The sequence below is a fragment of the Vibrio mimicus CAIM 602 genome, from assembly GCF_000338875.1.
In the GTDB taxonomy this organism is placed as follows: Bacteria; Pseudomonadota; Gammaproteobacteria; order Enterobacterales; family Vibrionaceae; genus Vibrio; species Vibrio mimicus.
Map to the genome: position 1 here is coordinate 93,496 of NZ_AOMO01000024.1, position 22,617 is coordinate 116,112.

At 44.1% G+C, this 22,617-nt stretch carries 24 protein-coding genes and 1 pseudogene; 8 read left to right on the plus strand and 17 right to left on the minus strand.

What is annotated here, in order from left to right:
- Window positions 1-39 precede the first annotated feature (39 nt).
- From nadA to cysS, 16 genes are all read right to left on the minus strand, one after another.
- Window positions 40-1,101: a quinolinate synthase NadA gene (nadA, locus tag D908_RS13685; protein WP_005523432.1), complete on the minus strand. Its 1,062-nt coding sequence runs from the start codon at window positions 1,099-1,101 to the stop codon at window positions 40-42.
- A gap of 153 nt (window positions 1,102-1,254) precedes the next feature.
- Window positions 1,255-2,016, minus strand: a complete 762-nt coding sequence (gene ybgF, locus D908_RS13680; RefSeq protein ID WP_000492454.1) for a tol-pal system protein YbgF — start codon at window positions 2,014-2,016, stop codon at window positions 1,255-1,257.
- Between the two features lie 15 nt (window positions 2,017-2,031).
- Complete coding sequence (pal, locus tag D908_RS13675) at window positions 2,032-2,553, minus strand: peptidoglycan-associated lipoprotein Pal (protein ID WP_005523433.1); 522 nt, start codon at window positions 2,551-2,553, stop codon at window positions 2,032-2,034.
- A 31-nt stretch (window positions 2,554-2,584) separates the two neighbouring features.
- Window positions 2,585-3,937 carry a Tol-Pal system beta propeller repeat protein TolB gene (tolB, locus tag D908_RS13670; protein WP_000476462.1) on the minus strand — a complete coding sequence of 451 codons (1,353 nt, stop codon included), beginning with the start codon at window positions 3,935-3,937 and terminating at the stop codon, window positions 2,585-2,587.
- Between the two features lie 14 nt (window positions 3,938-3,951).
- Entirely contained in the window at window positions 3,952-5,022 is a 1,071-nt protein-coding gene (gene tolA, locus D908_RS13665) for a cell envelope integrity protein TolA (RefSeq protein WP_005523434.1), read from the minus strand.
- A 17-nt stretch (window positions 5,023-5,039) separates the two neighbouring features.
- Window positions 5,040-5,480, minus strand: a complete 441-nt coding sequence (tolR, locus tag D908_RS13660) for a protein TolR (RefSeq protein WP_005523435.1) — start codon at window positions 5,478-5,480, stop codon at window positions 5,040-5,042.
- A 2-nt stretch (window positions 5,481-5,482) separates the two neighbouring features.
- Window positions 5,483-6,166 (minus strand): protein TolQ, encoded by a 684-nt coding sequence (gene tolQ / locus D908_RS13655; protein ID WP_000123077.1) that lies wholly within the window; start codon window positions 6,164-6,166, stop codon window positions 5,483-5,485.
- Entirely contained in the window at window positions 6,156-6,563 is a 408-nt protein-coding gene (gene ybgC / locus D908_RS13650; RefSeq protein WP_032467543.1) for a tol-pal system-associated acyl-CoA thioesterase, read from the minus strand. The genes tolQ and ybgC overlap by 11 nt, the downstream gene beginning before the upstream one ends.
- Window positions 6,564-6,718: 155 nt before the next feature.
- Window positions 6,719-7,024: a cyd operon protein YbgE gene (gene ybgE / locus D908_RS13645; RefSeq protein ID WP_000073626.1), complete on the minus strand. Its 306-nt coding sequence runs from the start codon at window positions 7,022-7,024 to the stop codon at window positions 6,719-6,721.
- Window positions 7,017-7,124: a cytochrome bd-I oxidase subunit CydX gene (cydX, locus tag D908_RS13640; protein ID WP_000270284.1), complete on the minus strand. Its 108-nt coding sequence runs from the start codon at window positions 7,122-7,124 to the stop codon at window positions 7,017-7,019. The genes ybgE and cydX overlap by 8 nt, the downstream gene beginning before the upstream one ends.
- Window positions 7,125-7,136: 12 nt before the next feature.
- The gene (gene cydB, locus D908_RS13635; protein WP_005523437.1) at window positions 7,137-8,273 is read right to left on the minus strand and encodes a cytochrome d ubiquinol oxidase subunit II; all 1,137 of its coding nucleotides are present in this window, start codon (window positions 8,271-8,273) and stop codon (window positions 7,137-7,139) included.
- Window positions 8,274-8,290: 17 nt separating this feature from the next.
- On the minus strand, window positions 8,291-9,877 hold the full coding sequence (gene cydA / locus D908_RS13630; RefSeq protein ID WP_005523438.1) for a cytochrome ubiquinol oxidase subunit I: 1,587 nt from the start codon (window positions 9,875-9,877) through the stop codon (window positions 8,291-8,293).
- Between the two features lie 458 nt (window positions 9,878-10,335).
- The gene (gene ruvB, locus D908_RS13625; RefSeq protein ID WP_000568497.1) at window positions 10,336-11,340 is read right to left on the minus strand and encodes a Holliday junction branch migration DNA helicase RuvB; all 1,005 of its coding nucleotides are present in this window, start codon (window positions 11,338-11,340) and stop codon (window positions 10,336-10,338) included.
- A gap of 57 nt (window positions 11,341-11,397) precedes the next feature.
- Window positions 11,398-12,012 (minus strand): Holliday junction branch migration protein RuvA, encoded by a 615-nt coding sequence (ruvA, locus tag D908_RS13620; RefSeq protein ID WP_000580353.1) that lies wholly within the window; start codon window positions 12,010-12,012, stop codon window positions 11,398-11,400.
- Window positions 12,013-12,108: 96 nt separating this feature from the next.
- Window positions 12,109-12,630, minus strand: a complete 522-nt coding sequence (gene ruvC / locus D908_RS13615) for a crossover junction endodeoxyribonuclease RuvC (RefSeq protein WP_000111364.1) — start codon at window positions 12,628-12,630, stop codon at window positions 12,109-12,111.
- A 92-nt stretch (window positions 12,631-12,722) separates the two neighbouring features.
- Complete coding sequence (cysS, locus tag D908_RS13610; RefSeq protein WP_005523439.1) at window positions 12,723-14,102, minus strand: cysteine--tRNA ligase; 1,380 nt, start codon at window positions 14,100-14,102, stop codon at window positions 12,723-12,725.
- Window positions 14,103-14,247: 145 nt separating this feature from the next.
- On the opposite strand from cysS, the gene D908_RS13605 reads away from it, so the two are divergent.
- The 4 genes and pseudogenes from D908_RS13605 to D908_RS13595 all read left to right on the plus strand — a co-directional run bounded on the left by D908_RS13605 (window position 14,248) and on the right by D908_RS13595 (window position 17,356).
- Window positions 14,248-14,742 (plus strand): peptidylprolyl isomerase, encoded by a 495-nt coding sequence (locus tag D908_RS13605; protein ID WP_000631300.1) that lies wholly within the window; start codon window positions 14,248-14,250, stop codon window positions 14,740-14,742.
- Window positions 14,743-14,782: 40 nt separating this feature from the next.
- Window positions 14,783-15,514, plus strand: a complete 732-nt coding sequence (gene lpxH / locus D908_RS13600; protein WP_005523440.1) for a UDP-2,3-diacylglucosamine diphosphatase — start codon at window positions 14,783-14,785, stop codon at window positions 15,512-15,514.
- Window positions 15,515-15,617: 103 nt separating this feature from the next.
- Window positions 15,618-16,833, plus strand: a pseudogene (locus tag D908_RS0119055) (EAL and HDOD domain-containing protein).
- A gap of 64 nt (window positions 16,834-16,897) precedes the next feature.
- A complete protein-coding gene (locus D908_RS13595; RefSeq protein WP_082320907.1) occupies window positions 16,898-17,356 on the plus strand; it encodes a YchJ family protein in 459 nt (152 codons plus the stop codon).
- A 112-nt stretch (window positions 17,357-17,468) separates the two neighbouring features.
- On the opposite strand, the gene D908_RS13590 is transcribed toward D908_RS13595, so the two are convergent.
- Complete coding sequence (locus tag D908_RS13590) at window positions 17,469-18,470, minus strand: porin (RefSeq protein WP_005523442.1); 1,002 nt, start codon at window positions 18,468-18,470, stop codon at window positions 17,469-17,471.
- 510 nt (window positions 18,471-18,980) lie between these two features.
- Between D908_RS13590 and dinG the strand changes: the two genes are divergently transcribed.
- The 4 genes from dinG to rsmS are packed head-to-tail and all read left to right on the plus strand — an operon-like array spanning window position 18,981 to window position 22,604.
- Complete coding sequence (dinG, locus tag D908_RS13585) at window positions 18,981-21,056, plus strand: ATP-dependent DNA helicase DinG (protein WP_005523443.1); 2,076 nt, start codon at window positions 18,981-18,983, stop codon at window positions 21,054-21,056.
- Between the two features lie 40 nt (window positions 21,057-21,096).
- On the plus strand, window positions 21,097-21,873 hold the full coding sequence (locus D908_RS13580) for a sulfite exporter TauE/SafE family protein (RefSeq protein WP_000454738.1): 777 nt from the start codon (window positions 21,097-21,099) through the stop codon (window positions 21,871-21,873).
- On the plus strand, window positions 21,873-22,421 hold the full coding sequence (locus D908_RS13575; protein ID WP_032467545.1) for a primosomal replication protein: 549 nt from the start codon (window positions 21,873-21,875) through the stop codon (window positions 22,419-22,421). Before D908_RS13580 ends, D908_RS13575 begins: the two co-directional genes overlap by 1 nt.
- Window positions 22,422-22,604, plus strand: coding sequence for a pleiotropic regulatory protein RsmS (rsmS, locus tag D908_RS13570; RefSeq protein ID WP_000108046.1), 183 nt, complete (start codon window positions 22,422-22,424; stop codon window positions 22,602-22,604).
- Window positions 22,605-22,617: the final 13 nt, after the last annotated feature.

The window sequence follows — 22,617 nt, forward strand, 5'->3', positions numbered from 1 at the left end:
TTAATAGAAAAATGCCCATCAAATGATGGGCATTTATGTTTATGCGTTACCTTTCACTTGCAGGTTGAGTTGTTCTGCAAAATCTAACATGCGATTGAGCGGTATCAGCGACTTAACTCTTAGCGCTTCATCGACAAAAATTTCGTGCTCTTTACCACCATCACGTAATGCTTTAGCAATCGCTTTTAAGCCATTCATCGCCATCCAAGGACAATGAGCACAACTACGGCAAGTTGCCCCAGCCCCAGCGGTCGGTGCTTCAATCAATTCTTTCTCAGGCACCATCTGCTGCATTTTAAAGAAAATGCCTTTATCGGTGGCAACAATCATCTTCTGTTGTGGTAATGCTTTCGCTGCTTTGATCAATTGGCTCGTTGAACCAACAGCATCAGCCAACTCAACCACACTCGATGGTGATTCCGGGTGCACGAGAATCGCGGCATCAGGGTATAACGTTTTCATCTTGCGCAAAGCATCTGCGGAAAATTCATCGTGAACCACGCACTCACCTCGCCATAGCAACATATCTGCGCCCGTTTTATTGGCGATGTAAGAGCCTAAATGTCTATCAGGTCCCCAAATAATCGGTTTTCCTTCTGCATCAAGATGCTCAACAATTTCTAACGCAATACTGGATGTTACAACCCAATCCGCTCTCGCTTTTACTGCTGCTGAAGTGTTGGCATAAACGACCACCGTATGATCAGGGTGCGCATCACAAAACTCGGTGAATTTATCTGCTGGGCAGCCTAAATCCAACGAACACTCCGCTTCTAATGTTGGCATCAGAATACGCTTTTCCGGGGTCAGAATTTTTGCAGATTCGCCCATAAAGCGAACCCCAGCAATGATCAGCGTTGTTGCTGGGTGGCGGTTACCAAACTTGGCCATCTCTAATGAGTCACCAACGAATCCACCTGTGGCTTCGGCAAGCGCCTGAATTTCTGGGTCGGTATAGTAATGAGCAATCAACACTGCATCTTTTTCAATCAACAGTTGTTTGATCTCGGCGATATAAGTTTGCTTTTCCTCATCCGTGAGAGGAATAGGCTTTGGGGGAAAGGGATAAACCGTATTAATAGTATCGAGTATGTGGCTCATTGCTCTGCTCTGCACAACTTCCATAGACGGCGCATTGTACACCCTAAACAAAGCTTCAAGCAAAATCGAAAGCCTGAATCAGTCGAGAAAGGTAAGCTAAAAATTCAATAAGTGTTTAAAACGAACAAGAGCTGCATTTGGCAGCTCTTGTGTTTACTTTAGACTTTCTTTGGCAACTTTAGCAGAAGCACTATCAGGATATTCATCGATGGCTTGCTGGTAAAATTTACGCGCCTGTTCGGCATTGTTATTGCGTTTGGCAATATCACCCAATTTGACTAGTGCATCAGCTCGCTTGTTAGAATCCTGATGGGAAACAACGGCAATAAAACTTTTCGCTGCTTCTTTGTCTTCTTTCTTAGCAAAATAGAGCTGACCTAACCAATAATGCGAATTAGCAGAGAAGGTCGAATTGGGGTAGTCGGTCTGAAACTTCTTGAAAGCAGCGATCGCACCTGCGTAATCACGCTTCTTGAGGATCAAATCAACGGCATTCTGGTAAGCAGCTTGCTCATTCGCATCGCTACTGAATGTACCTTGTGCAGCTTCATCATTGCTGCTTACGGGAAGTTGGCTCGCCGCTGCAGGAGATTTAATCTCACCACGTAAACGGTCAAGTTCTACAAACAACTCGCGCTGACGTTGCAACATCTGTTGCATGTCATAGTTGTTCTTTTCAATTTGGCCCCGTAATTCATTGACTTCAAGCGCCATATCATCGAGCTGCTTTTGCATTTGCAACTGCATGAGATTACGGTTTTCAAGTAAACGTTCAAGACGTTCAATTTCAGAATTCCGCGAGCCACTGGATACGTTGCTACTTAAATCAGATACTGGAGCGGGTGCAGCGAGCGCATAGCTCGCTGCACTTGCCAGTAACATCAGCATGACAACGTGCTTTAAGTTACTGAACATGAGGCATCACCTCAATTAGTAAACCAGAACCGCACGACGGTTTTTCGCGTACGCATCTTCTGATTGACCTAGTACTAGTGGCTTCTCTTCACCGTAGCTAACGATAGAAACTTGGCCAGCTTGAACACCCAGAGCTTCTAGGTATTTTGCAACAGCTTGAGCACGACGCTCGCCCAGTGCGATGTTGTATTCTGGAGTACCGCGCTCATCAGCGTGACCTTCGATAGTCACTTTCAGGCTTGGGTTTTTCACCAGGTAAGCCGCGTGTGCAGCTAGCATTGCTTCGTAGTCGCTTGCGATAGTTGCGTTGTCGAATGCGAAGTAGATAGTTTGGTTTTCACGCAGAGCTTGCTCTTTCAGTTCTTGCTCAGTCAGTTGACCTTGTGCATTCAGACCGTTTGAATCAACAGTAGAAACTGCTGATTGGTTAGTTTGAGAACCTGATGCATTTGCAGCGTCATCGCTTGAACTACAAGCAGTAACTGCTAAAACTGGTAGCGCAATCAGTAGCCCTTTAAGAACTTTGTTAAGTTGCATTTCTTATTCCTTTCTATTAAATAGTTACTTGTTATAAAAACGGTGACCAGGCTGGAGCACGAACTCGTCCATTGGTTGCCGGTAATCTTGCTTTAAATCGTCCATCAATGGAAACCATCGACAAGACGTTGGCCTTATTGTAGATGGAGCTATAAATCACCATACCACCATTCGGCGCAATACTTGGGGACTCATCCAACAAAGTTTTTGTCAGAATCTGCATTGCCCCTGTTTCTAAATCTAACTTCGCGAGATTGAAGCCAGAATCACTACGATTCACCATCACCAAGAATTTACCATCCGGCGTAATTTGGCCACCAAGATTTTGGCTACCTTGCCAAGTTAAACGCTTGGTTGCACCGTCGGATAAATTTACTTGATAAATCTGTGGTTTACCACCCCGATCTGAGGTGAAAATTAATGATTTACCATCTGGATGCCAGAAGGGCTCGGTGTTATTGGAGCGGCCACTGGTCACTTCTTTTAAGCGACGCGTCGCCAGGTCCATTGTGTAGACCTGTAGATTACCAGTTTTTGATAAAACCAGTGCTAGCGTTTTACCATCTGGTGAGAATCTGGGCGCACCATTATGACGTGGGAATGAAGTCAGCTTGTCACGTTGCCCGGTGTAGATGTTCATCATGAAGATTTCGGCTTGCCCGTTTTGAAAACTGACGTAGGCAAGTGTTTGTCCATCTGGCGACCAAGCAGGCGACATGAGCGGCTGTTTTGAACGAAGTACTAAGCGTTCGTTATATCCATCATAGTCCGCAATTCTCAGTTGATAAGGATAAGGATCCTTGTCATTGACCACAACATAGGCAATGCGCGTTAAAAAGGCACCACGTTCACCAGTCAGCTCTTCATAAACCAAGTCCGCAATGCGGTGCGCGTATTCGCGCATCCGAGAAGGTGGAACTGTCGCTACCTTGTTGAACAAGACGTGATCTTTAGAAAGAACTAATTGGCCATCTGGTGATAGTGCTTTGCTCTGCCCTTGAGTCAGTTGACCACGCACAATATCAACCAGTTGATAGCTAATGACATAGCTACCTTCTGCATTTTGTGTGATGGTACCGGTCAATAACGAATCAACACCGAGTGATGTCCATTTACCAAAATTAACTTGCTCTTCACTGTATGGTGTTTGCGGCATTTTACTCGTTGGGACAGGGCTAAACTTACCACTGCGTTGTAGATCAGAGGCAATGACCGCAGAAACATCTTCAGGTAACTTGGTGCCACCTTCCCATTTGAAAGGGATAATGGCAATCGGACGTGCCGAATCAATACCGTCAGTGATCACTAGCTCCAATGCAGCATTCGCTACATTGGTAAAACCAGTGCCGATGAGCATCAAAACAAAAATCAATCGCTTAAACACAAGCCTTCCCTTCCTTATTCAGGTGCTACGGTTAAATTAATATTTTTCAGTTTTTCCACTACGTCAGGCTGATCTTTCGGTAATGGAAAACTATTCACTTGGGCGACTGCGCGTTTGGTTGCTGCGCATAAACGACTGTCACCATCCAAAACGGTTAAGCTACCCAGCAATGCGCCAGTCCCAGTAGGGATAAGCTTTAGGTTTACCCTACACTGCTTTCCACGAAAACTGTCTTCCACTAACAGGTTTTGTCGGATGAGCTGGGTGTAGATGGCACCATAGCGCCCTACTTCCGAAGTAACAAACTGTTGACGTGCCGAATTATTTTGCTGACTTTCTTCACTTAAGCTGCCAAAGATGTCATTCAATGCGGCTTCTTGTGCTTTGCGATCGGCTTCCGCTTTGGCTGCTTTCTCTTTTTCTTTCTTCGCTTTCTCGACCGCTTCTTTCGCAGCCTTCTCTTTTGCTAAACGATCTTGCTCTGCTTTCGCTGCAATTTCTTTTTCACGTTTGGCTTTTTCTTCGGCTAGCTTGGCTTCTTTTTCACGCTCAATGCGCTGTTGTTCCGCTTTCGCTGCCGCCGCTTCCTTAGCTACACGTTCTTGTTCAGCTTTTTTAGCCGCTTCTTCCTTCACTTTACGTTCGGCTTCTGCTTTTGCTGCACGCTCTTTTTCTTCACGTGCTTTCTGCTCTGCCGCTAAACGTTCTTGTTCCTTTTGCTCTCGTAGCTTTTCTGCTTCTCGAGCTGCTTTTGCTTCTTTCGCTTGCTGCTCTTTCAACTCGCGGATACGTTCTTCTTCCGCTTGCCGATTTTTCTCTAGCTGCTCGCTTTCACGGCGTAATTTATCTAATCGCTCTTGCTCTTTCTTCGCAGCCTCTTCACGCTGGCTACGAATCTGCTGGGCTTGTTGACGAACTAACTGAGGATCAATTACTACTGCTTCAATCATCTGCCCTGTCGGTTCAGGATCAGACATAGTGAAATCAGCTCCCCAGAGCAAAATCGCCACTAACGCACCGTGCATCGCCAGCGAAACAGTTATCGATTTAGCATCATTACTTTTTCTGGACTTATTCTCTTTCATGCTCAGTATTAAACCTATTACTTAAGGTCCGTGAGTAGCCCTACTTTAGGAATACCAGCTTGACCCAACTCGTCCAATACCAAAACAATCTCTGCGTAAGGTGTGGCTGCATCGCCACCCACTGCAACAGGTGAATTAGGTTTAAGAGACAATTCTGCCTTCACTCGAACAATCACATCTTCGAGTGATAAGCCACGTTGGACTTCCTCATCATTAACACTCAACCCAAGATTACCCTCTTTATCAATCTCAACAATGATAAAGCTAGAATCACTCTCATCTGCCATTTCTTGGGCTGATTTAGCTGAATGTGTTTTTGGCAACTCAACATCAACACCTTGAGTAACAAAAGGCGAAGTCACCATGAAGATGATTAAAAGCACCAACATAACGTCGATATAAGGCACGACGTTAATTTCGGCAGTCATCTCACGCTTTTTAGGTTGGTATCCAGCCATAATTATTCTCTGCCAGCCATCGCTTGACGATGTAGGATTGTATGGAATTCTTCTGAGAAAGTGGCGTAGTTGTGTTCAAGTTTACTCACTTTATTGCTGAGACGGTTATAAGCCATTACTGCTGGAATCGCAGCAAATAGGCCAATCGCAGTTGCAATCAAAGCTTCCGCAATGCCTGGTGCCACCATAGCCAACGTTGCTTGTTTGACTTCACCAAGTGCGATAAAGGCATGCATGATACCCCATACCGTACCAAACAGACCGATGTATGGACTGATCGAACCAACGGTAGCCAAGAAAGGCAAACTGGTTTCTAGCGAATCCACTTCACGGGCTACAGCCACTCGCATCGCTCGCCCTGTTCCTTCCATAACAAAGTCCGGTGCACTTGGGTTAGTTTTGCGTAAACGAGCAAATTCGGTAAAGCCCGCATAAAAGATTTCCTCAATACCATAGATATCATCTTTACGTTTTTTGACATCTTGATATAGCGCACCGAGATCGATGCCAGACCAGAAGCGGTCTTCAAAAGTATCCGCTTCTTTCTCAGCTGCAGAAATCACTTTACTGCGTTTGATAATTGCCGCCCATGAGGCAACAGACATACCCAAAAGGGTCAGCATTACCATTTTTACTAGAAAACTAGCTTGTAAAAAAAGGTCAAGAAATGAAATATCAGCAGTCACTGCAGTTTAACTCCAAACTGATTAGTTGAGGCAAAGCCTTTGGCCTCATATTCTCATTGTCAATACATGCTACCTTAACCGTTGCTTTAGACAACAACATACCCTCAGGATTAACGAGTTCCTGACAGAAAGTTAAAGAAGCTTTTCTTAATTCGGACACGGTGGTGATTACCTCAAGGTGGTCATCTAATTTTGCCCCTTTCAGAAAATCGATCTCCATGTGTCTGACCACAAAACCAGTACCTTGTTCCAACAAAGCCTGTTGGTTCATGCCAACAGCTCGGAGCATTTCAGTACGGGCTCTTTCAAAGAATTTTAGGTAGTTTGCGTGATAAACCACTCCACCAGCGTCAGTATCTTCGTAATACACCGTGACTGGCCAACGAAAAGTGTTCATGGTTTTGATAAAAGTCTCATATACCAAGGAATGGCTGCTACTATAGCGCAACTCTCTGACGATAGTACAAGGGCGTGCAAAGTTTTCTTACCTAATGATAAAAAATTGGCGCGGTCTCAAAGAGACAGCGCCAATCTGATTAAAGGTGCAGCAAGTTAGTTTAAAAATTGAACCGCTGTAATATAGCTTAATATCGCGAGCGATATGTATGGGCTAAAAATAATTTGCCACAGCCAGTAACGTGGTTTGAAACCAATGCCAAACACCATACTGGAACAAATGGCCCAGATCATTAGCGGGGCAATAAGAGCATTAAAACCGCCAATTCTGTCAGCGTAACTATTCGGATCCCACATCACCATAGCGGCATTATAGAATCCTAGGAGTAAAGATAAGGCCTTAAAAAAGGCCTTATCGATAGCTTGGTGACAGAGAGCGATCTTTTCAGACCAATTACTCACTATCTTTATCCATCATTTCGCTATGCTCTAACCAAAGAGCATTAATGATACCGAATGCACAGGCGAGCAATACGCCAAGAATCCATGCAAAATACCACATAATATCAACTCCTTAGTACAGTGAATTCTTGTTATCTTCGATGAATTTATCATCAAGACGACCAAACATTTTGTAGTAACTCCAAATGGTGTAACCCAAGATGATTGGAACCATGACGACTGCAACCATTGTCATCAGCTCAAGTGTCAATTTGCTTGATGTGGCATCCCACATAGTCAAACTATGTGCTGGATTCAAACTTGATGGCATAACAAATGGGAACATAGCAAAACCCGCCGTAAAGATAACACCTGCGTTACCCAGACTTGAGGTTAAGAATGCTAGGCCACCTTTATCAAAGCGTGATGCAAACGCAGCAAGCAGAGGCATGAATACACCAAGTGCAGGAGCTAGCCATAACACAGGAACTTGTTCAAAGTTACGTAGCCAAGCACCAGCCTCGCGAACGACTTCTTTGTTCAACGGGTTTGAAGCTGCATTACCATCAATAGCACCCACAACCATGTAGCCATCGATATGTTGAATCCAGAAACCTGCAGCAACGAAACACGCCACTGTTAGCAAACCAGCCAGCTGAGATACATTGCGCGCACGTTGATGTACGTTTGCTGTGGTTTTCATTTGTAGCCATGCTGAACCTTGTAGCAAGGTCATAAACAGGCTAACTAAGCCACACAACAGGGCAAATGGATTAAGCAAACCAAAGAACGAGCCATGATAAGTCGGCATCAAGAAATCGCTCAGTTGGAATGGTACACCTTGCAGTAAGTTACCGAATGCCACACCAAAGATAATTGGCGGAATAAAGCCAGAAGCTGAAATCGCCAAATCCCAGTTATTGCGCCATTTAGTGCTTTCTATCTTAGAACGATAATCCAAGCCAAGTGGACGTAGCCATAATGCAGCAAGTGTTACGATCATCGCTAGATAGAATCCAGAAAATGATGTCGCATAAACCAATGGCCAAGCAGCAAACAGTGCACCACCTGCAGTGATTAACCAAACTTGGTTACCATCCCAGTGTGGGGCAATAGAGTTGATCATGACTCGACGTTCTGTGTCTGTTTTACCAATCACAGGCACTAACGCGCCAACACCCATATCAAAGCCATCTGTGATGGCAAAACCCACTAGGAGCACGCCGATGAGTACCCACCAAATGAGTCGTAAGATCTCGTAATCAAACATGTTTGTTTCTCCTTGCCTTATGCTTCAACTTGGCGGTTGACTTGATCCTGAACAGACTCTTCGCCTTGTTCAAAATGGTAACGTCCGGTTTTCAGGCTGCTAGGGCCTTTACGTGCGAATTTCACCATCAAGTACACTTCAGCAATCAGGAAAATCGTGTATAGAGCAAGAATTGCCAACATTGAGGTAATGATCTCACCTGCACTTAATGCAGAAGCAGCAACATGTACTGGAAGAATCTCACCTACTGCCCATGGTTGACGGCCGTATTCTGCAACAAACCAACCTGTCTCAACAGCAATCCAAGGCAATGGAATACTGAATAGCGCAGCTTTAAGCACCCATTTTTTCTGTTCGATTTTTTGACGACAAGTCTGAATGAATGCCGCACCAAATACGAACAGCATGATGAAGCCACAAGCTACCATGACGCGGAATGACCAGAATAGAGGCCAAACCGTTGGGATAGAATCATCCGCTGCTGCTTGGATCTGCTCTTCAGTCGCATCTGTCACTTTGTCGGTATAACGTTTCAGAAGTAAGCCGTAGCCTAAATCATGTTTTACTTCATCAAATGCAGCCATGTTTTCTGGTGTTTTTTCACCAGCACGTAGGCGCTCAAGAAGATCATAGGCATACATACCACTGCGGATGCGGTCAACGTGCTCTTCACGCAGATCGCGAAGACCAATAACTTGTTCATCTAATGAACGAGTCGCAATAATACCTAAAGCATATGGGATCTTAATGGCGTAATCTGTGTGCATCTCTTCCTGATTAGGAATACCAAACAGAGTAAATGCCGCAGGTGCTGGCTGGGTATGCCATTCAGATTCAATCGCTGCCAATTTAACACGCTGAACTTCACCAAGTTCATAACCTGATTCGTCACCTAATACGATAACAGACAGGATTGACGCCATACCAAAAGACGCAGCAATTGCGAAAGAGCGACGCGCAAATGCAACATCACGGCCTTTCAATAAGTAGTAAGCACTGATACCAAGAATGAACATTGCACCCGTTGTGTAGCCTGCCGCAACAGTGTGAACAAATTTCACTTGTGCAACTGGGTTAAGCACTACTTCTGCAAAGCTCACCATCTCCATACGCATGGTTTCGAAGTTGAACTCTGAGCCAACTGGGTTTTGCATCCAGCCATTCGCGACCAGAATCCACAATGCAGAGAAATTCGAACCTAATGCCACCAGCCAAGTCACCACTAAGTGCTGTCGTTTGGTGAGTCTGTCCCATCCGAAGAAGAATAAACCAACGAATGTAGATTCAAGGAAGAATGCGACCAGAGCTTCGATAGCTAACGGAGCACCAAAAATGTCACCTACATAATGAGAATAGTATGACCAGTTAGTACCGAACTGGAACTCCATGGTAAGGCCTGTTGCCACACCAAGAGCAAAGTTAATCCCGAACAACTTACCCCAGAATTTGGTCATGTCCTTGTAAATCTGCTTGTCGGTCATGACATAGAGTGACTCCATGATAGCAAGTAAAAATGCCATCCCTAGAGTGAGGGGAACAAACAGGAAGTGATACATCGCAGTCAGCGCAAACTGCAACCGCGATAAATCAACGACATCGATCATGGTAACTCCTTTGTGTCGGCTGAATGACACGTTCGACATAGGACAACACTAGCAATGTTAAAAATTCTATAAAACCTTGCTACAAAAAACTTTTATTGTTGCAACTATGTACCACTATGGTTAGTTAATTGTTAAGTTATAGCTAATATAGCTGCGTCTAATACTAATGCCAAAACCTGCTTGTTTCAAAAGGTTTATGGGAGAATTACGCCTTGATCTAAATCAAGATTTAAACCCAAAAACTGGTCAATAAACAAACAAAATGATCCAAATCAAAGGATAGCGGCAATTTCTGTTACTAGCTCGTAAACAAACTAATCTGACGCGAATGAAAACAACCAATGAGTTAACATAACGTCTGCAAAAGCTAACAATTACCAAGAGGAAAGAAATGTAAGAAATGAGATCTTTATCAAAAAAGAAAGACTCACCCGGTATGCCGGGCGAGAGTTGTAACATTATTTTTCAAGACCGAAGTGCAGATATGCTCGATCTGTGGCTATACGACCACGTGGAGTTCGTTGTAAATAGCCTTGCTGAATGAGAAATGGTTCTAGAACATCTTCTATCGTATCTTTCTCTTCACCAATTGCAGCGGCAAGGTTATCCAACCCCACTGGGCCACCTGAAAACTTTTCCATAATCGCCAGCAAAAGTTTTCTATCCATATAGTCGAAACCTTGGTGATCAACATCAAGCATATCGAGTGCTTTATCCGCCGTTTTCGCACAAATATGCCCATCCCCTTTGACTTCTGCATAATCCCTTACACGACGTAGCAAACGGTTGGCAATCCGTGGCGTACCGCGAGCACGGCGAGCCACTTCAAGCGCACCGTCACTGTCCATAGAAAGCCCAAGACAATGGGCACTGCGTTGGACAATGTTCTGCAAGTCAGCAACATTGTAATACTCCAAACGCTGCACAATCCCAAAACGATCACGCAATGGTGATGTCAACGAACCTGCACGGGTTGTTGCTCCAATCAAGGTAAATGGAGGAAGGTCGATTTTGATTGAACGTGCTGCAGGCCCTTCACCAATCATGATATCCAGTTGGTAATCTTCCATCGCAGGATAGAGTACTTCTTCCACCATTGGGCTCAAACGATGAATTTCGTCGATAAATAAGACGTCGTTTTCTTCAAGGTTCGTCAGCAGTGCAGCCAAATCCCCCGCTTTTTCTAACACTGGACCAGAAGTCGTGCGGATATTCACACCCATCTCATTGGCCACAATGTTCGCTAAGGTGGTTTTACCAAGCCCTGGGGGCCCAAAAATCAGCAAATGATCCAAAGCTTCCTGCCGTTGCTGTGCTGCTTTGATGAAAATCTCCATCTGATCACGCACATGATCTTGGCCTTGATAATCGGCAAGTTTTTTAGGACGAATCGCTCTATCAATCACTTCTTCATCTTTGAAGGTGTGATTAACAGGGGCAATTAAACGATCGGCTTCTATCATATTTTCTCTACAAACTGAGTGAGTATGTGTCTAGTGCTTTTCAATAAAGGCAGATACTTACACCATAGATTTGAGTGCTTCACGGATCAACTCTTCACTGCTCATTCCCGCTTTCGCTACTTGTGAAACGGCTTTGGAAGCTTGTGGTGGTTTATAACCCAGAGCCAGAAGTGCGCTTATTGCTTCTTCTTGCGCATTTTGGGCAATCGCAGGAGCAGAGTCGATAGGCGCTGCATCTGTAGCAGGAGTGAAGAGATCACCAGCACCCCACCCTTTTAAGCGATCTTTCATTTCAACAACCAGTCTTTCTGCGGTTTTTTTACCCACTCCAGGTAGTTTGATGAGTGTGGATATATCTTCTTTTTCAACACAGAAGACAAACTGATTCGCCGTCATGCCAGAAAGAATCGCTAGCCCCATTTTCGGGCCAACACCATTGGCTTTAATTACTTCACGAAACAGAGCTCGTTCACTCACTGTATTGAAGCCATACAGTAACTGGGCATCTTCCCTAACCACAAAGTGTGTATAGATAATCGCCTCTTCACCGATGTTAGGCAGTTCATAAATACAGCTCATAGGCATTTGTACTTCGTAGCCAATACCACCGATCTCAATCAAAATTTGAGGTGGTAATTTTTCAATCAGCGTACCGCGAAGACGTCCAATCACTTGTGTTTCCTTATTATTGGGGAAAGAAAGATGCTCAGGATGATAATCAATAACTGGATGGATAGCCAGTAAAATGCTCGCATAATCAGGCTTAGCTTAACGATAACGGCCTTTGCGCGCACTCGTTGCCTGTCCAGCCAATGCTATCAAGGTTTTGTTGGTATTAGCATGACAAATGGCAACGCCTAAAGCGTCCGCCGCATCCGCCTGTGGTTTACCGGGCAGCTTGAGCATCTGCTGTACCATATGCTGAACTTGGCTTTTATCAGCAGCACCAGTGCCGACGACAGCTTGCTTAATTAATCTTGCCGCATACTCATAAACAGGAAGATTGGCATTCACTGCAGCCACAATCGCGCTGCCACGTGCTTGACCGAGTTTTAATGCTGAATCGGCATTCTTTGCCATAAACACTTGTTCAATCGCAAATGCATCTGGCTGAAATTGGGTGATGATTTCACTCACCCCTGCATAGATCTGTTTGAGTCGGATTGGTAGTTCTTGCTCTGAAGTACGAATACAGCCACTACCCAAATAGATAAGATGTCGCCCTTGCTGGCGAATCACTCCATATCCTGTGACGCGAGAGCCCGGATCTATCCCTAAAATGACAGACATAACTATCTTGCCTTGTTAATTTGATCTTTACGCCAAGAAAGCGCGTCTGAAAAAGAGAGTGGGCTTTCGCCCACCCTTTAATTTATTGCTTATTACTTACGACGCCACGTTGTGCCATTAGGGCTATCTTCGAGAACAATGCCCATTTCGTTCAATTTATCACGCGCCATATCTGCATTTGCCCAGTCTTTCGCAGCACGAGAATCATTACGTAGCTTGATCAATGCTTCAATTTGCTCCGCTTCTTCATCTTCAGCACTGCCTTGGAAGAAAGTCTCTGGCTCTTGGTAAAGAATACCGATCACATCAGCCAACTCGCGCATCAAACTGCCCAAAGCACTGGCATTGGTCAAATCTTCACTTTTAAGTCGGTTAATCTCACGCGCCATATCAAACAGTACTGAGTATGCTTCTGGTGTGTTGAAGTCATCATTCATCGCTGCTGTGAAGCGACTTAGGTACTCTTCACCTCCTGCTGCAGGCACACTGCGATCTAGTCCACGCAACGCGTTGTAGAGGCGCTCTAACGAAGCACGTGCTTGGTTGAGGTTTTCTTCACTGTAGTTCAGTTGGCTTCTGTAATGACCTGACATCAAGAAATAGCGAACAGTTTCAGCATCATAATGACCAAGCACATCGCGAATAGTGAAGAAGTTGCCTAGCGATTTAGACATTTTCTCTTTATCCACCATCACCATGCCACTGTGCATCCATGTGTTGACGTATTGAGTATCATGAGCGCAGCAAGATTGTGCGATTTCGTTTTCATGGTGAGGGAATTGCAGATCCGAACCACCACCGTGAATATCGAAATGATTACCCAAGATGGATGAGTTCATCGCTGAACATTCGATATGCCAGCCCGGACGACCAGGTCCCCATGGCGATTCCCATGTTGGTTCACCTGGCTTAGACATTTTCCACAACACGAAGTCCAGTGGGCTGCGCTTAGCGGCTTCTACATCAACACGCGCACCAGCTTGAAGCTGTTCTAGGTCTTGCTTCGAAAGCTTGCCGTATTCATCGTATTTGCCAACTTCAAACATCACGTCGCCATTGTCTGCCACATACGCAAAACCACGTTCAATCAGTCGTTGCACCAAAGCAATGATTTCTTCGATGTAAGCAGTCGCACGTGGCTCGACATCCGGTCTTTTGATGTTTAGTGCATCAAAATCGGCATACATTTCCTGAATCAAACGTTCGGTCAATGATTCACAAGTCTCTGCATTTTCTGCAGCACGTTTGATGATCTTGTCATCGATGTCGGTGATGTTACGAACAAAGGTTAAATCATAACCGAGGTAGCGAAGATAACGCGCTACGACATCAAAAGAAACAAATGTCCGTCCATGCCCGATATGACAGAGATCATAAATGGTGACTCCACACACATACATGCCCACTTTGCCGGCAACGATTGGTTTAAATTCCTCTTTCTGTCTTGTGAGTGAGTTATAAATCTTCAACATGATCTCTATCTGATTACCATCAAAATTATAAACGGTGGACAGTATAACAACTCAAAGATTGTCAGGTCATCCATTTGATGTTTTGAATGCAGAAAAAGTTAGGCTAAACTCTTGCTCTCCATTGATAAATGCGAAGGTAAAACTCATGATCACCCTGCATACCAATTTTGGTGACATCAAAATTCAGCTCAATTTTGAAAAAGCGCCTGTAACTAGCGCAAACTTTGAGCAATATTGCCGTGAAGGTTTCTACGACAACACTCTTTTCCACCGTGTCATTGACGGTTTCATGATTCAAGGTGGCGGTATGACTTCAGGACTGCGTGAGAAAGAAACTCGCGATCCAATCCGCAATGAAGCGAACAACGGTCTTAGCAATAAAGTAGGTACCATTGCGATGGCGCGTACTATGGATCCTCACTCTGCCAGTTCGCAATTCTTCATTAACGTGAATAACAACACTTTCCTAGATTTTCGTTCAGAAAGCCGTGACGGTTGGGGTTATTGTGTATTTGGTGAAGTGGTTGAAGGTATGGATATCGTCAACAAAATCAAAGGTGTTAGCACTGGTTCTTACGGCATGCATCAAGATGTGCCACTAGACGAAGTGGTGATTACCAGCACCACCATCGAAGCTTAAATTGATTAGGAGCGCTCAGGCGCTCCTTTTGTTGTGAAAGATGCATACATTATTTATTTCTGATCTCCATCTGTCCCCCAATCAACCAGAGATTACTGCTAGTTTTATCCAGTTTATGCGTGAAGAAGCGCCAAAAGCCGATGCTCTTTATGTTCTGGGTGACCTGTTCGATTTCTGGATTGGCGATGACGACCCAACCCCATTCGCTCAGCAAATAAAAGCAGAGTTCTATCAATTAAGCCAAAAAGGCGTTGTGTGTTATTTCACCAAAGGAAACCGCGATTTTTTGATAGGAAAGAAATTTGCTAAAGAAACGGGGTTCCATCTATTGCCAGATGAAGCTGTGATTGACTTATATGGGAGGAAAGCCGTTATCCTGCACGGGGATACCCTCTGCACTCAAGATACGCAATACCTTGCCTTCAGAAAGAAAGTCCATCAACCGTGGCTGCAATGTCTGTTTTCACTCCTACCATTTGCGCTTAGACGACGTATTGTGAGAAAAATACAATCAGATATTAGAGGTGAAAAACAACACAAATCCATGATGATTATGGATGTTACGCCGAGTGAAGTCGTCGATGTAATGCAGCGCCATCAGGTTGATTTGATGATCCATGGTCATACTCATCGACCTGCAATTCATCAAATCTCGCTCAATGACAGCAATCTAAAAACTAGAATTGTTTTGGGGGATTGGTATAACCAAAGTTCAGTGTTGGTCTATTCTAAACTAACAGGTTACTCATTACAGTCGAAACCACTAAGTTAGTAATGACTCATAACACATTAATAAAGATGTTTTTACCTGAACAGCGTCAAAGTATAATGCCGAAATACTAACAAAAAAGATAGAAACCAAGGAAAGGCAACCTTTGAAGTACTCATACGTAGCGAGACAACCCATTTTAGACCGTGAGAAAAGCACCATCGGTTATGAACTGCTATTTCGTGATGGGCCTAAGAATACTTTCCCTGATATCGATCCTGAGCAAGCCACTAGCCGCTTGCTCTCTGATCATTTTTTAACAGCTCATTACAGCACTCTTGGCAATCATCTGGGATTCGTGAACTTTCCATATCAAAGCCTAATCAACATGGTGCCGACGTTATTCCCGGTTAAAAGTTTAGTCGTAGAGATTTTGGAGGATTGTCCTCCAACAAGTGAACTACTTGAAGCTATAAAAAAAAATGGCTCTACTTGGCTACAAAATTGCTCTGGATGACTTTATACCGAGCAATGAATGGAAAGCTTTTCTGCCTTTCATATCCATTATCAAGTTTGATATTCGCCTAGTGCCCATTCCAAAAGCTAAGCTGTTTATTAATAAGCTACGTTCTACAAAAATTGAGTTTCTGGCGGAAAAAGTCGAAACCTATGAAGAATTTGAACTTGCTAAACAAGCAGGCTTCCACTATTTCCAAGGCTATTTCTTTAGTAAACCAGAGATTATCCAACGTAAAGCTTTACAACCCTCTTTTCTTACCATTGTCAGTCTGCTCAAAGAGGTCGCGAAGCCAGAAGTCGATTATCGTGAAATCGAAGCTATTGTTGCCAAAGATATCTCTCTTTCTTATAAATTACTGACTTATGTCAACTCATCAGCAACCGTGAGTTCCAAAATTCAGTCATTTCGACAAGCTTTGGTTTACCTAGGTCAGCAGAAATTAAGAAAATTTATTTCTTTGGTCGCGATTGCGTCAACACAAGACTCCAAACCCGATTATCTGTATAACCTTGCCATACTTCGTGCTCGTTTCTGCGAAATGCTCAGTGAGCGAGTTTCAACACAAATCTCTCCTGGAACAGGGTTTCTGACGGGGATGTTTTCATTGCTAGATAGTCTCCTTGACCAACCTCTAGATGCCATAGTGAAAGAAATGCCCATCGAAGAGGAAGTAAAGTTTGCTTTAACCGAAGGGAAAGGCATTCTTGGGCAAATATTGGAGCTAAATAAAGCCTATGAAATGGCGGATTGGGGACAAGTGATTACATTGGCTCAATCGCTTAACCTACCGAGTGAAGCTCCAACAGAATGTTACATTGAAGCTGTTAAATGGACAGCAGACCTATTGGGCGTACATACCTAAACTGGCAATTCAGCTAACAGGCCGATAAACTTGCCGATATCTTACTTACCGTCTCGGTCAATCTATGTCTTGTTATTGCGGAAATACTCAACCTTACTTGCAGTGTTGCGAGCCCGTTCATCATGATGCTCAACGAGCACAAACACCAGAGCAACTGATGCGGGCACGCTTTAGTGCCCATGTATTACATAATGTCGACTTTGTAGTAAAAACCTATCACCCTTCCTGCCAAGCCAGCAATGAGTTAGAAGCGATCCGTGAATCAGTCCTGAGCCAGTGGGTACGCCTAGAAGTCGTTTCAACAGCTGAGGGAAGCAATGAAAATGAAGGCTTCGTGCATTTCAAAGCTTTTCTTGAGCAAAACGGTGGCGAATATTGTCTTGAAGAACGCTCTCGTTTTATAAAAGAAGACGGCTACTGGTATTACATTGATGGTGAATTTCCCTCAGCTCCAGCTAAACAAGGACGTAACGATCCCTGTGCCTGTGGTAGTGGTAAGAAATTCAAAAAGTGTTGTGGATAGCTAACTTCAATTGCAGCAGTCATCACCACATGAGCAATGGTTTAAGGGTGAAAATAAAAAAACAAAGGCCAATCAAAAGATTGGCCTTTAATTTTGCAACTAGGCGATTCGATTAGAATCTGTAGTATGCTGCTGCGAACACGTAAGTTTCTTCGTCTTCACCTTGCTTAACTTCTAGGTCTTGGCGAATATCCAGACCCATGTCGATCTTGTCGCTGTGAGTGTACATTGCTGCAACGTTCACGTAGCTACGATCAATATCTGCTGCGCCATCTTCTTTAGTGGTGTTAGTTGCATAACCTGCAGCAAGAGTAACGCTATCAGTCACTGCGTAACCAGCAGATAGGTAGTAACCGATCTTCTCTAGGTTAGTTGTGTTGTCTTTAACATCTGTTTTACCTTCGTCGATCCAGAAGTTTGCACCGATAGTCAGCGCATCACCCAGTTTCGCATTACCTGAAACAGAAGTTACATTGTAGTCAGCATCATCACGAGTTTCGTAACCCGCGTACACTTTGAATGCAGATTGTTCGATACCTACATAACCGTTGTAAGCTGTATCTGCTTTAGTGCGGTCATCGCTAGTTTCAGAAGTAGAGATACCGTAAGCAAAGCCAGAAGTAGAACCTTGGAACTTGATTACGTTGAAACCGTCAGATGCATCACCAGCAGAAGCGCCGAATTCATAAGTTTGGTCGCCAGCGCCATCAACTTTATCCAGTGCTGTATCGTTTTCCCAACCGAATGACAGAACGCCGTAACCAGTGTCAAAACCTAACCATGCTTTATCAACATCGGTATTTGGACCAGATTGGATTGGTTGCTTAACTTCATCAGTGCTGTAGTTCATTTCTAGGTCAACTTCAAGGTAACCAACCAAACGGTTGTTCTTGTAGTTAACTGCTACAGTCAGTGCAGTTGCCCAGTCATCATATAGAGCATCTGTTTTAGTATCGTAGTAACCACCGACACCCCAAGCACCAGAAACAGAGAACTGTTCTTTGTGCATTGGATCGAATTCAAACATTGGCTTAGAGTTTTGAGAAGTTGTTTCTACTGCAAACGCTGATGCAGAGATGCTAGCGATAGCTAGTGCTAGTAAAGTCTTTTTCATGTTAATCCACTGCCTTTTCTTAAATTGGGAATTCCTTGTCCGGTTCCCTGTTTTTTTGATGGTGGTTTTCCAACTCTTTGTTTGGTCACCACCGCCATTAGATTCGTGGTTAAGATTGCAAAAGAATATTCTGTATGTCAAATACCATAAAAAAATCAAAGCAAAAAAACATAAAACATTTAAAATCATACGCTTACATGTTTTTCATCTTTTTTTTCGGCTGACTTCTTAACAAATGGTCGCAAAATTCACCAATTGGCAACACGCCACAAAACAGTATAAAATTCCAATAAGTGATAAATAAAAAGTAAAAAAAGGATTTTAATAAAAAACAACACTAGGATTTGGAGCTATATATTTTTTATAAAACAAAATAAATTTAAGTTCCTGATGGTTCAGTTTTTATTTGTGAACAAGATCTAGATTTCTATTAAAAGCATACGATTTCGTGAGGTAGGTATCACTCAGTGATCTGTGCTACCATCGCGCCAACGCACTTTGGACACCTCTATGCTGACAAAAAACATCCAAGATTCCATTCGCAACAGTTATCAAAATCTACAAAATCAACTGGAAAACTTTATCCCGCGTCGAGCCCAAAACTTTTTAGTGGCTGAAATGGCCAAAACACTGTGCGGCACTTATCACAAATCCACTCGGATGTTAGTCGCTGAAGCGGGAACTGGCATAGGCAAGTCTCTCTCCTATTTAATGGCAGCGATCCCTGTCGCTGTGGTGAATCGACGTAAAGTCGTGATATCGACTGCAACTGTCGCACTGCAAGAACAATTGCTAAATAAAGATTTACCGCTCTACCGTCGTATCAGTGACCAAAATTTCTCATTCATTCTGGCTAAAGGCCGGCAGCGATACTGCTGTGCAGAACGGTTAGCAGCCGCTAGCGGAGCGGACGATTCGCAGATCGCTTTATTTGAAAGCAAACCCAAACCGCAAGAAACTGAACTGCTGGCTGAGCTCTATACCGCTCTGAACCAAAGCAAATGGGATGGAGATCGCGACTCTTGGCCAACTCCCATTCCTGAGGAGCTTTGGTCCATCATTGTGAGTGACAAGCATAGCTGTAATGGTAGTTTTAGTGCTCATCGCCACTGCCCATTTCAAAAAGCGCGCTCAGAACTTGATAAAGCTGACGTCATCATCGCTAATCATAGTTTGGTCATGGCTGATGCTGATTTAGGTGGCGGTGTGATTTTGCCAGCACCAGAAGAAACGATTTACGTATTTGATGAAGCCCATCACTTGCCTACTGTCGCTCGCGAACATGCTTCAGCTTCCGCAACCCTGAAAGGAGCAGCCAGTTGGTTAGAAAAGCTCAATCAGTCTTTATCTAAATTCACGGCACTAGCGGATGAAAAACGAGCTGGGCGTTTTGCAGAAGAAGGGCGGAGTTCAATACAGTATCTAATACCAACTTTAAACCAGTTACCTAAACAGTTTGTTGCTGAACAATTTGTCGATGGCATCTATCGCTTCGAGCATGGTGAGTTACCACAATGGTTAGCTGAGGAATCGCAGACACTCAGTAAGTCATCGCAAAAAGCCATGCAGTCAGTCGGTAAAATTGCGGATTTAATTGCAGAAAAAGTCAAAGAGGGTGAACTCGCGGCCAGAATTGCTGAACCCGCACTAGGTGAATTGGGTTTTTATATTCAACGTTTGGAGAATCTAACCCAAGTCTGGCAACTCATGGCTAAACCCAATAAAGACAAAGGTGCTCCTTTGGCCCGTTGGTTAGAAGTAAGCCAAGAACGTGAAGGCGACTACTTAGTCAGTGTTTCACCTTTAGAGATCGGCTGGCAACTCGATCAACAAATTTGGAGCCGCTGTGTAGGTGCAGTATTAGTTTCTGCAACATTAAGAGCTTTAAATTCGTTCAGCTTCTTTTGCCGACAAGCGGGTATCAGTGATAAGCCTGAAGATGGTGTTCAGTTTTTAGCCCTAGCCTCTCCTTTTGATTACCTAGGCCAAGGTGAGTTACTGATCCCCAAAATGGAGATGGAACCACAAGCCGAAGGCTATACAGCGTATTTAGCACAAAAAGTGCTTTGCTATTTGCAATCGGATAAAGCCAATCTGGTTTTATTTGCTTCCTATTGGCAGATGCGTGAAGTTGCACAAAGCCTGCAAAAAGAATTCATCAAACGGGGCTGGGCACTGCAAGTTCAAGGTGAAAAATCTCGTACTGAAATTCTCAATAAACATAAAAAGCTTATTGAGAAGCAAAAAACGAGCATTTTATTTGGAACCGGAAGCTTTTCGGAAGGTCTTGATCTACCAGGTGAGCTACTTGAGAACGTCATCATCACTAAGATACCTTTTGCTGTTCCCACCTCACCGGTTGAACAAGCTCACGCTGAATATATCCAAGAGCTGGGAGGCAACCCCTTTATGCAGATCACCGTTCCTGAGGCCAGTAAAAAGCTCATTCAGTCTGTTGGGCGTTTACTGCGTAAGGAAAGGGATTCTGGTAGAGTGGTCATCCTTGATCGGCGGGTGGTATCTAAACGTTATGGCAAAGCCTTGCTAGATGCCTTACCGCCGTTTAAGCGCACCATAGAATACTGATAATAACGATTAACCAATTACAATTAGGATTGCGCTTTTGATGGAATGGATAGAACCCACCACGTTTATGGTGCTGGCTCTTGTTGCTTTTATTGCCGGATTTATTGACGCCGTTGCAGGCGGTGGGGGAATGCTCACAGTACCTGCATTGCTTTCACTTGGCTTACCTCCTCATTTGGCATTAGGAACCAATAAATTGGCCGCAACGTTTGCTTCTTCGACGGCGGCTTGGACTTATTACAGAGAAAAGCTGTTTGATCCTGCTTGCTGGAAACGAGCATTTATTGCCACTTTGATTGGGGCAATATTGGGTACTCTAGCCGTTAGTGCGATCAGCACCGAATGGTTACGTAAAGTTCTTCCATTGGTAATTCTTGCTGCTGCACTGTATACCGTTTTTCATCGCCCCATACAAACTCAGCAAACTGCGACTCCAAGCCCTTGTCCTAAGCTCAATCGTAAACAAATTCTGCAAGGTTTAGGGCTTGGCTTCTACGATGGTCTTGCTGGCCCCGGCACGGGAGCTTTTTGGACGGTCAGCTCAATGGCGCTTTATCGCTTTAACATACTCTTTGCCTCAGGGCTGGCTAAAGCGATGAATTTGACCAGTAACCTGACTTCATTGGTTACGTTTGCCATTCTTGGGCACATTGATTGGTTACTGGGTTTGACTATGGGGGTCTGTTTGATGGCAGGCGCTTTTGTGGGCGCTCATTCCGCGATTCGTTTTGGCGCTCCCTTTATTCGCCCTCTCTTTATTTTAGTGGTCACTCTACTGGCGGGTAAGCTGGCCTATGATGCATGGTGGATTGGATAATGGACGGTTACGAGAAATTTCATAATATTCTCACTGAATTAAAGCTTTCTGCTGCTCAGGTTGATCGACAGCGTGGTGAACATCATCGCCCTTTATTTGACGAAGTTTTGTTTCACTGCCACGGCAAACTTTTAACGCCTTGTGTTGAAGAAACACAGTCGACTCTACAAGCGTTGATTCGTGAGAAAGAGAGCGGACGTTTGACTGCCTTACGAGCGGAATATTTGTCCGAACGTTTATTAGCACAAATTTCGGCATTAACTCGTGAATTATCGACACAGAATGTGCGTCGTAAAGAACCCAAACCACACGCTTATTTCAAGAAACCAATCAATGAACTTTACCAAGAACTGGCTCAGCATCAAGATTGGGAACGTAGATTGATGGATTTAGTCCGTGACAAGGCAATGTTGCTAGAACAAGCTTCTATGACCAATAAAGCATTGGCTCAGCAAGCTCTGTTGCAAGCAGAACAGCGCCTTAGTCGCTGCCGAGAAGCCAAAACAAAAATTGAGAAGCGAATTACCACTCAGGAGAGAAAAGCATAAATGTCGACCTCGTCTATTCCACTGAATGAAGCAGCAGATGAAATCAAACTCGCTGTTGATCTCATCTACTTATTGGAATCACACGGTATTGAGCCACAAACGGCACTTGCGGCGCTTGAGATCGTCAAACGCGATTTAGAGCATAAATTATCTGCCATCTCTGCCCCACTTTCAGACGAATAATCACTCGTCTGAA

Bases quoted from the DNA above. Each gene is read 5' to 3' on its own strand.
- nadA (WP_005523432.1), bottom strand. From the start codon at position 1,101: ATGAGCCACATACTCGATACTATTAATACGGTTTATCCCTTTCCCCCA.
- ybgF (WP_000492454.1), bottom strand. From the start codon at position 2,016: ATGTTCAGTAACTTAAAGCACGTTGTCATGCTGATGTTACTGGCAAGT.
- pal (WP_005523433.1), bottom strand. From the start codon at position 2,553: ATGCAACTTAACAAAGTTCTTAAAGGGCTACTGATTGCGCTACCAGTT.
- tolA (WP_005523434.1), bottom strand. From the start codon at position 5,022: ATGAAAGAGAATAAGTCCAGAAAAAGTAATGATGCTAAATCGATAACT.
- tolR (WP_005523435.1), bottom strand. From the start codon at position 5,480: ATGGCTGGATACCAACCTAAAAAGCGTGAGATGACTGCCGAAATTAAC.
- ybgC (WP_032467543.1), bottom strand. From the start codon at position 6,563: ATGAACACTTTTCGTTGGCCAGTCACGGTGTATTACGAAGATACTGAC.
- cydX (WP_000270284.1), bottom strand. From the start codon at position 7,124: ATGTGGTATTTTGCATGGATTCTTGGCGTATTGCTCGCCTGTGCATTC.
- cydB (WP_005523437.1), bottom strand. From the start codon at position 8,273: ATGTTTGATTACGAGATCTTACGACTCATTTGGTGGGTACTCATCGGC.
- cydA (WP_005523438.1), bottom strand. From the start codon at position 9,877: ATGATCGATGTCGTTGATTTATCGCGGTTGCAGTTTGCGCTGACTGCG.
- ruvB (WP_000568497.1), bottom strand. From the start codon at position 11,340: ATGATAGAAGCCGATCGTTTAATTGCCCCTGTTAATCACACCTTCAAA.
- ruvC (WP_000111364.1), bottom strand. From the start codon at position 12,630: ATGTCTGTCATTTTAGGGATAGATCCGGGCTCTCGCGTCACAGGATAT.
- cysS (WP_005523439.1), bottom strand. From the start codon at position 14,102: ATGTTGAAGATTTATAACTCACTCACAAGACAGAAAGAGGAATTTAAA.
- D908_RS13605 (WP_000631300.1), top strand. From the start codon at position 14,248: ATGATCACCCTGCATACCAATTTTGGTGACATCAAAATTCAGCTCAAT.
- lpxH (WP_005523440.1), top strand. From the start codon at position 14,783: ATGCATACATTATTTATTTCTGATCTCCATCTGTCCCCCAATCAACCA.
- D908_RS13595 (WP_082320907.1), top strand. From the start codon at position 16,898: ATGTCTTGTTATTGCGGAAATACTCAACCTTACTTGCAGTGTTGCGAG.
- D908_RS13590 (WP_005523442.1), bottom strand. From the start codon at position 18,470: ATGAAAAAGACTTTACTAGCACTAGCTATCGCTAGCATCTCTGCATCA.
- dinG (WP_005523443.1), top strand. From the start codon at position 18,981: ATGCTGACAAAAAACATCCAAGATTCCATTCGCAACAGTTATCAAAAT.
- D908_RS13580 (WP_000454738.1), top strand. From the start codon at position 21,097: ATGGAATGGATAGAACCCACCACGTTTATGGTGCTGGCTCTTGTTGCT.
- D908_RS13575 (WP_032467545.1), top strand. From the start codon at position 21,873: ATGGACGGTTACGAGAAATTTCATAATATTCTCACTGAATTAAAGCTT.
- rsmS (WP_000108046.1), top strand. From the start codon at position 22,422: ATGTCGACCTCGTCTATTCCACTGAATGAAGCAGCAGATGAAATCAAA.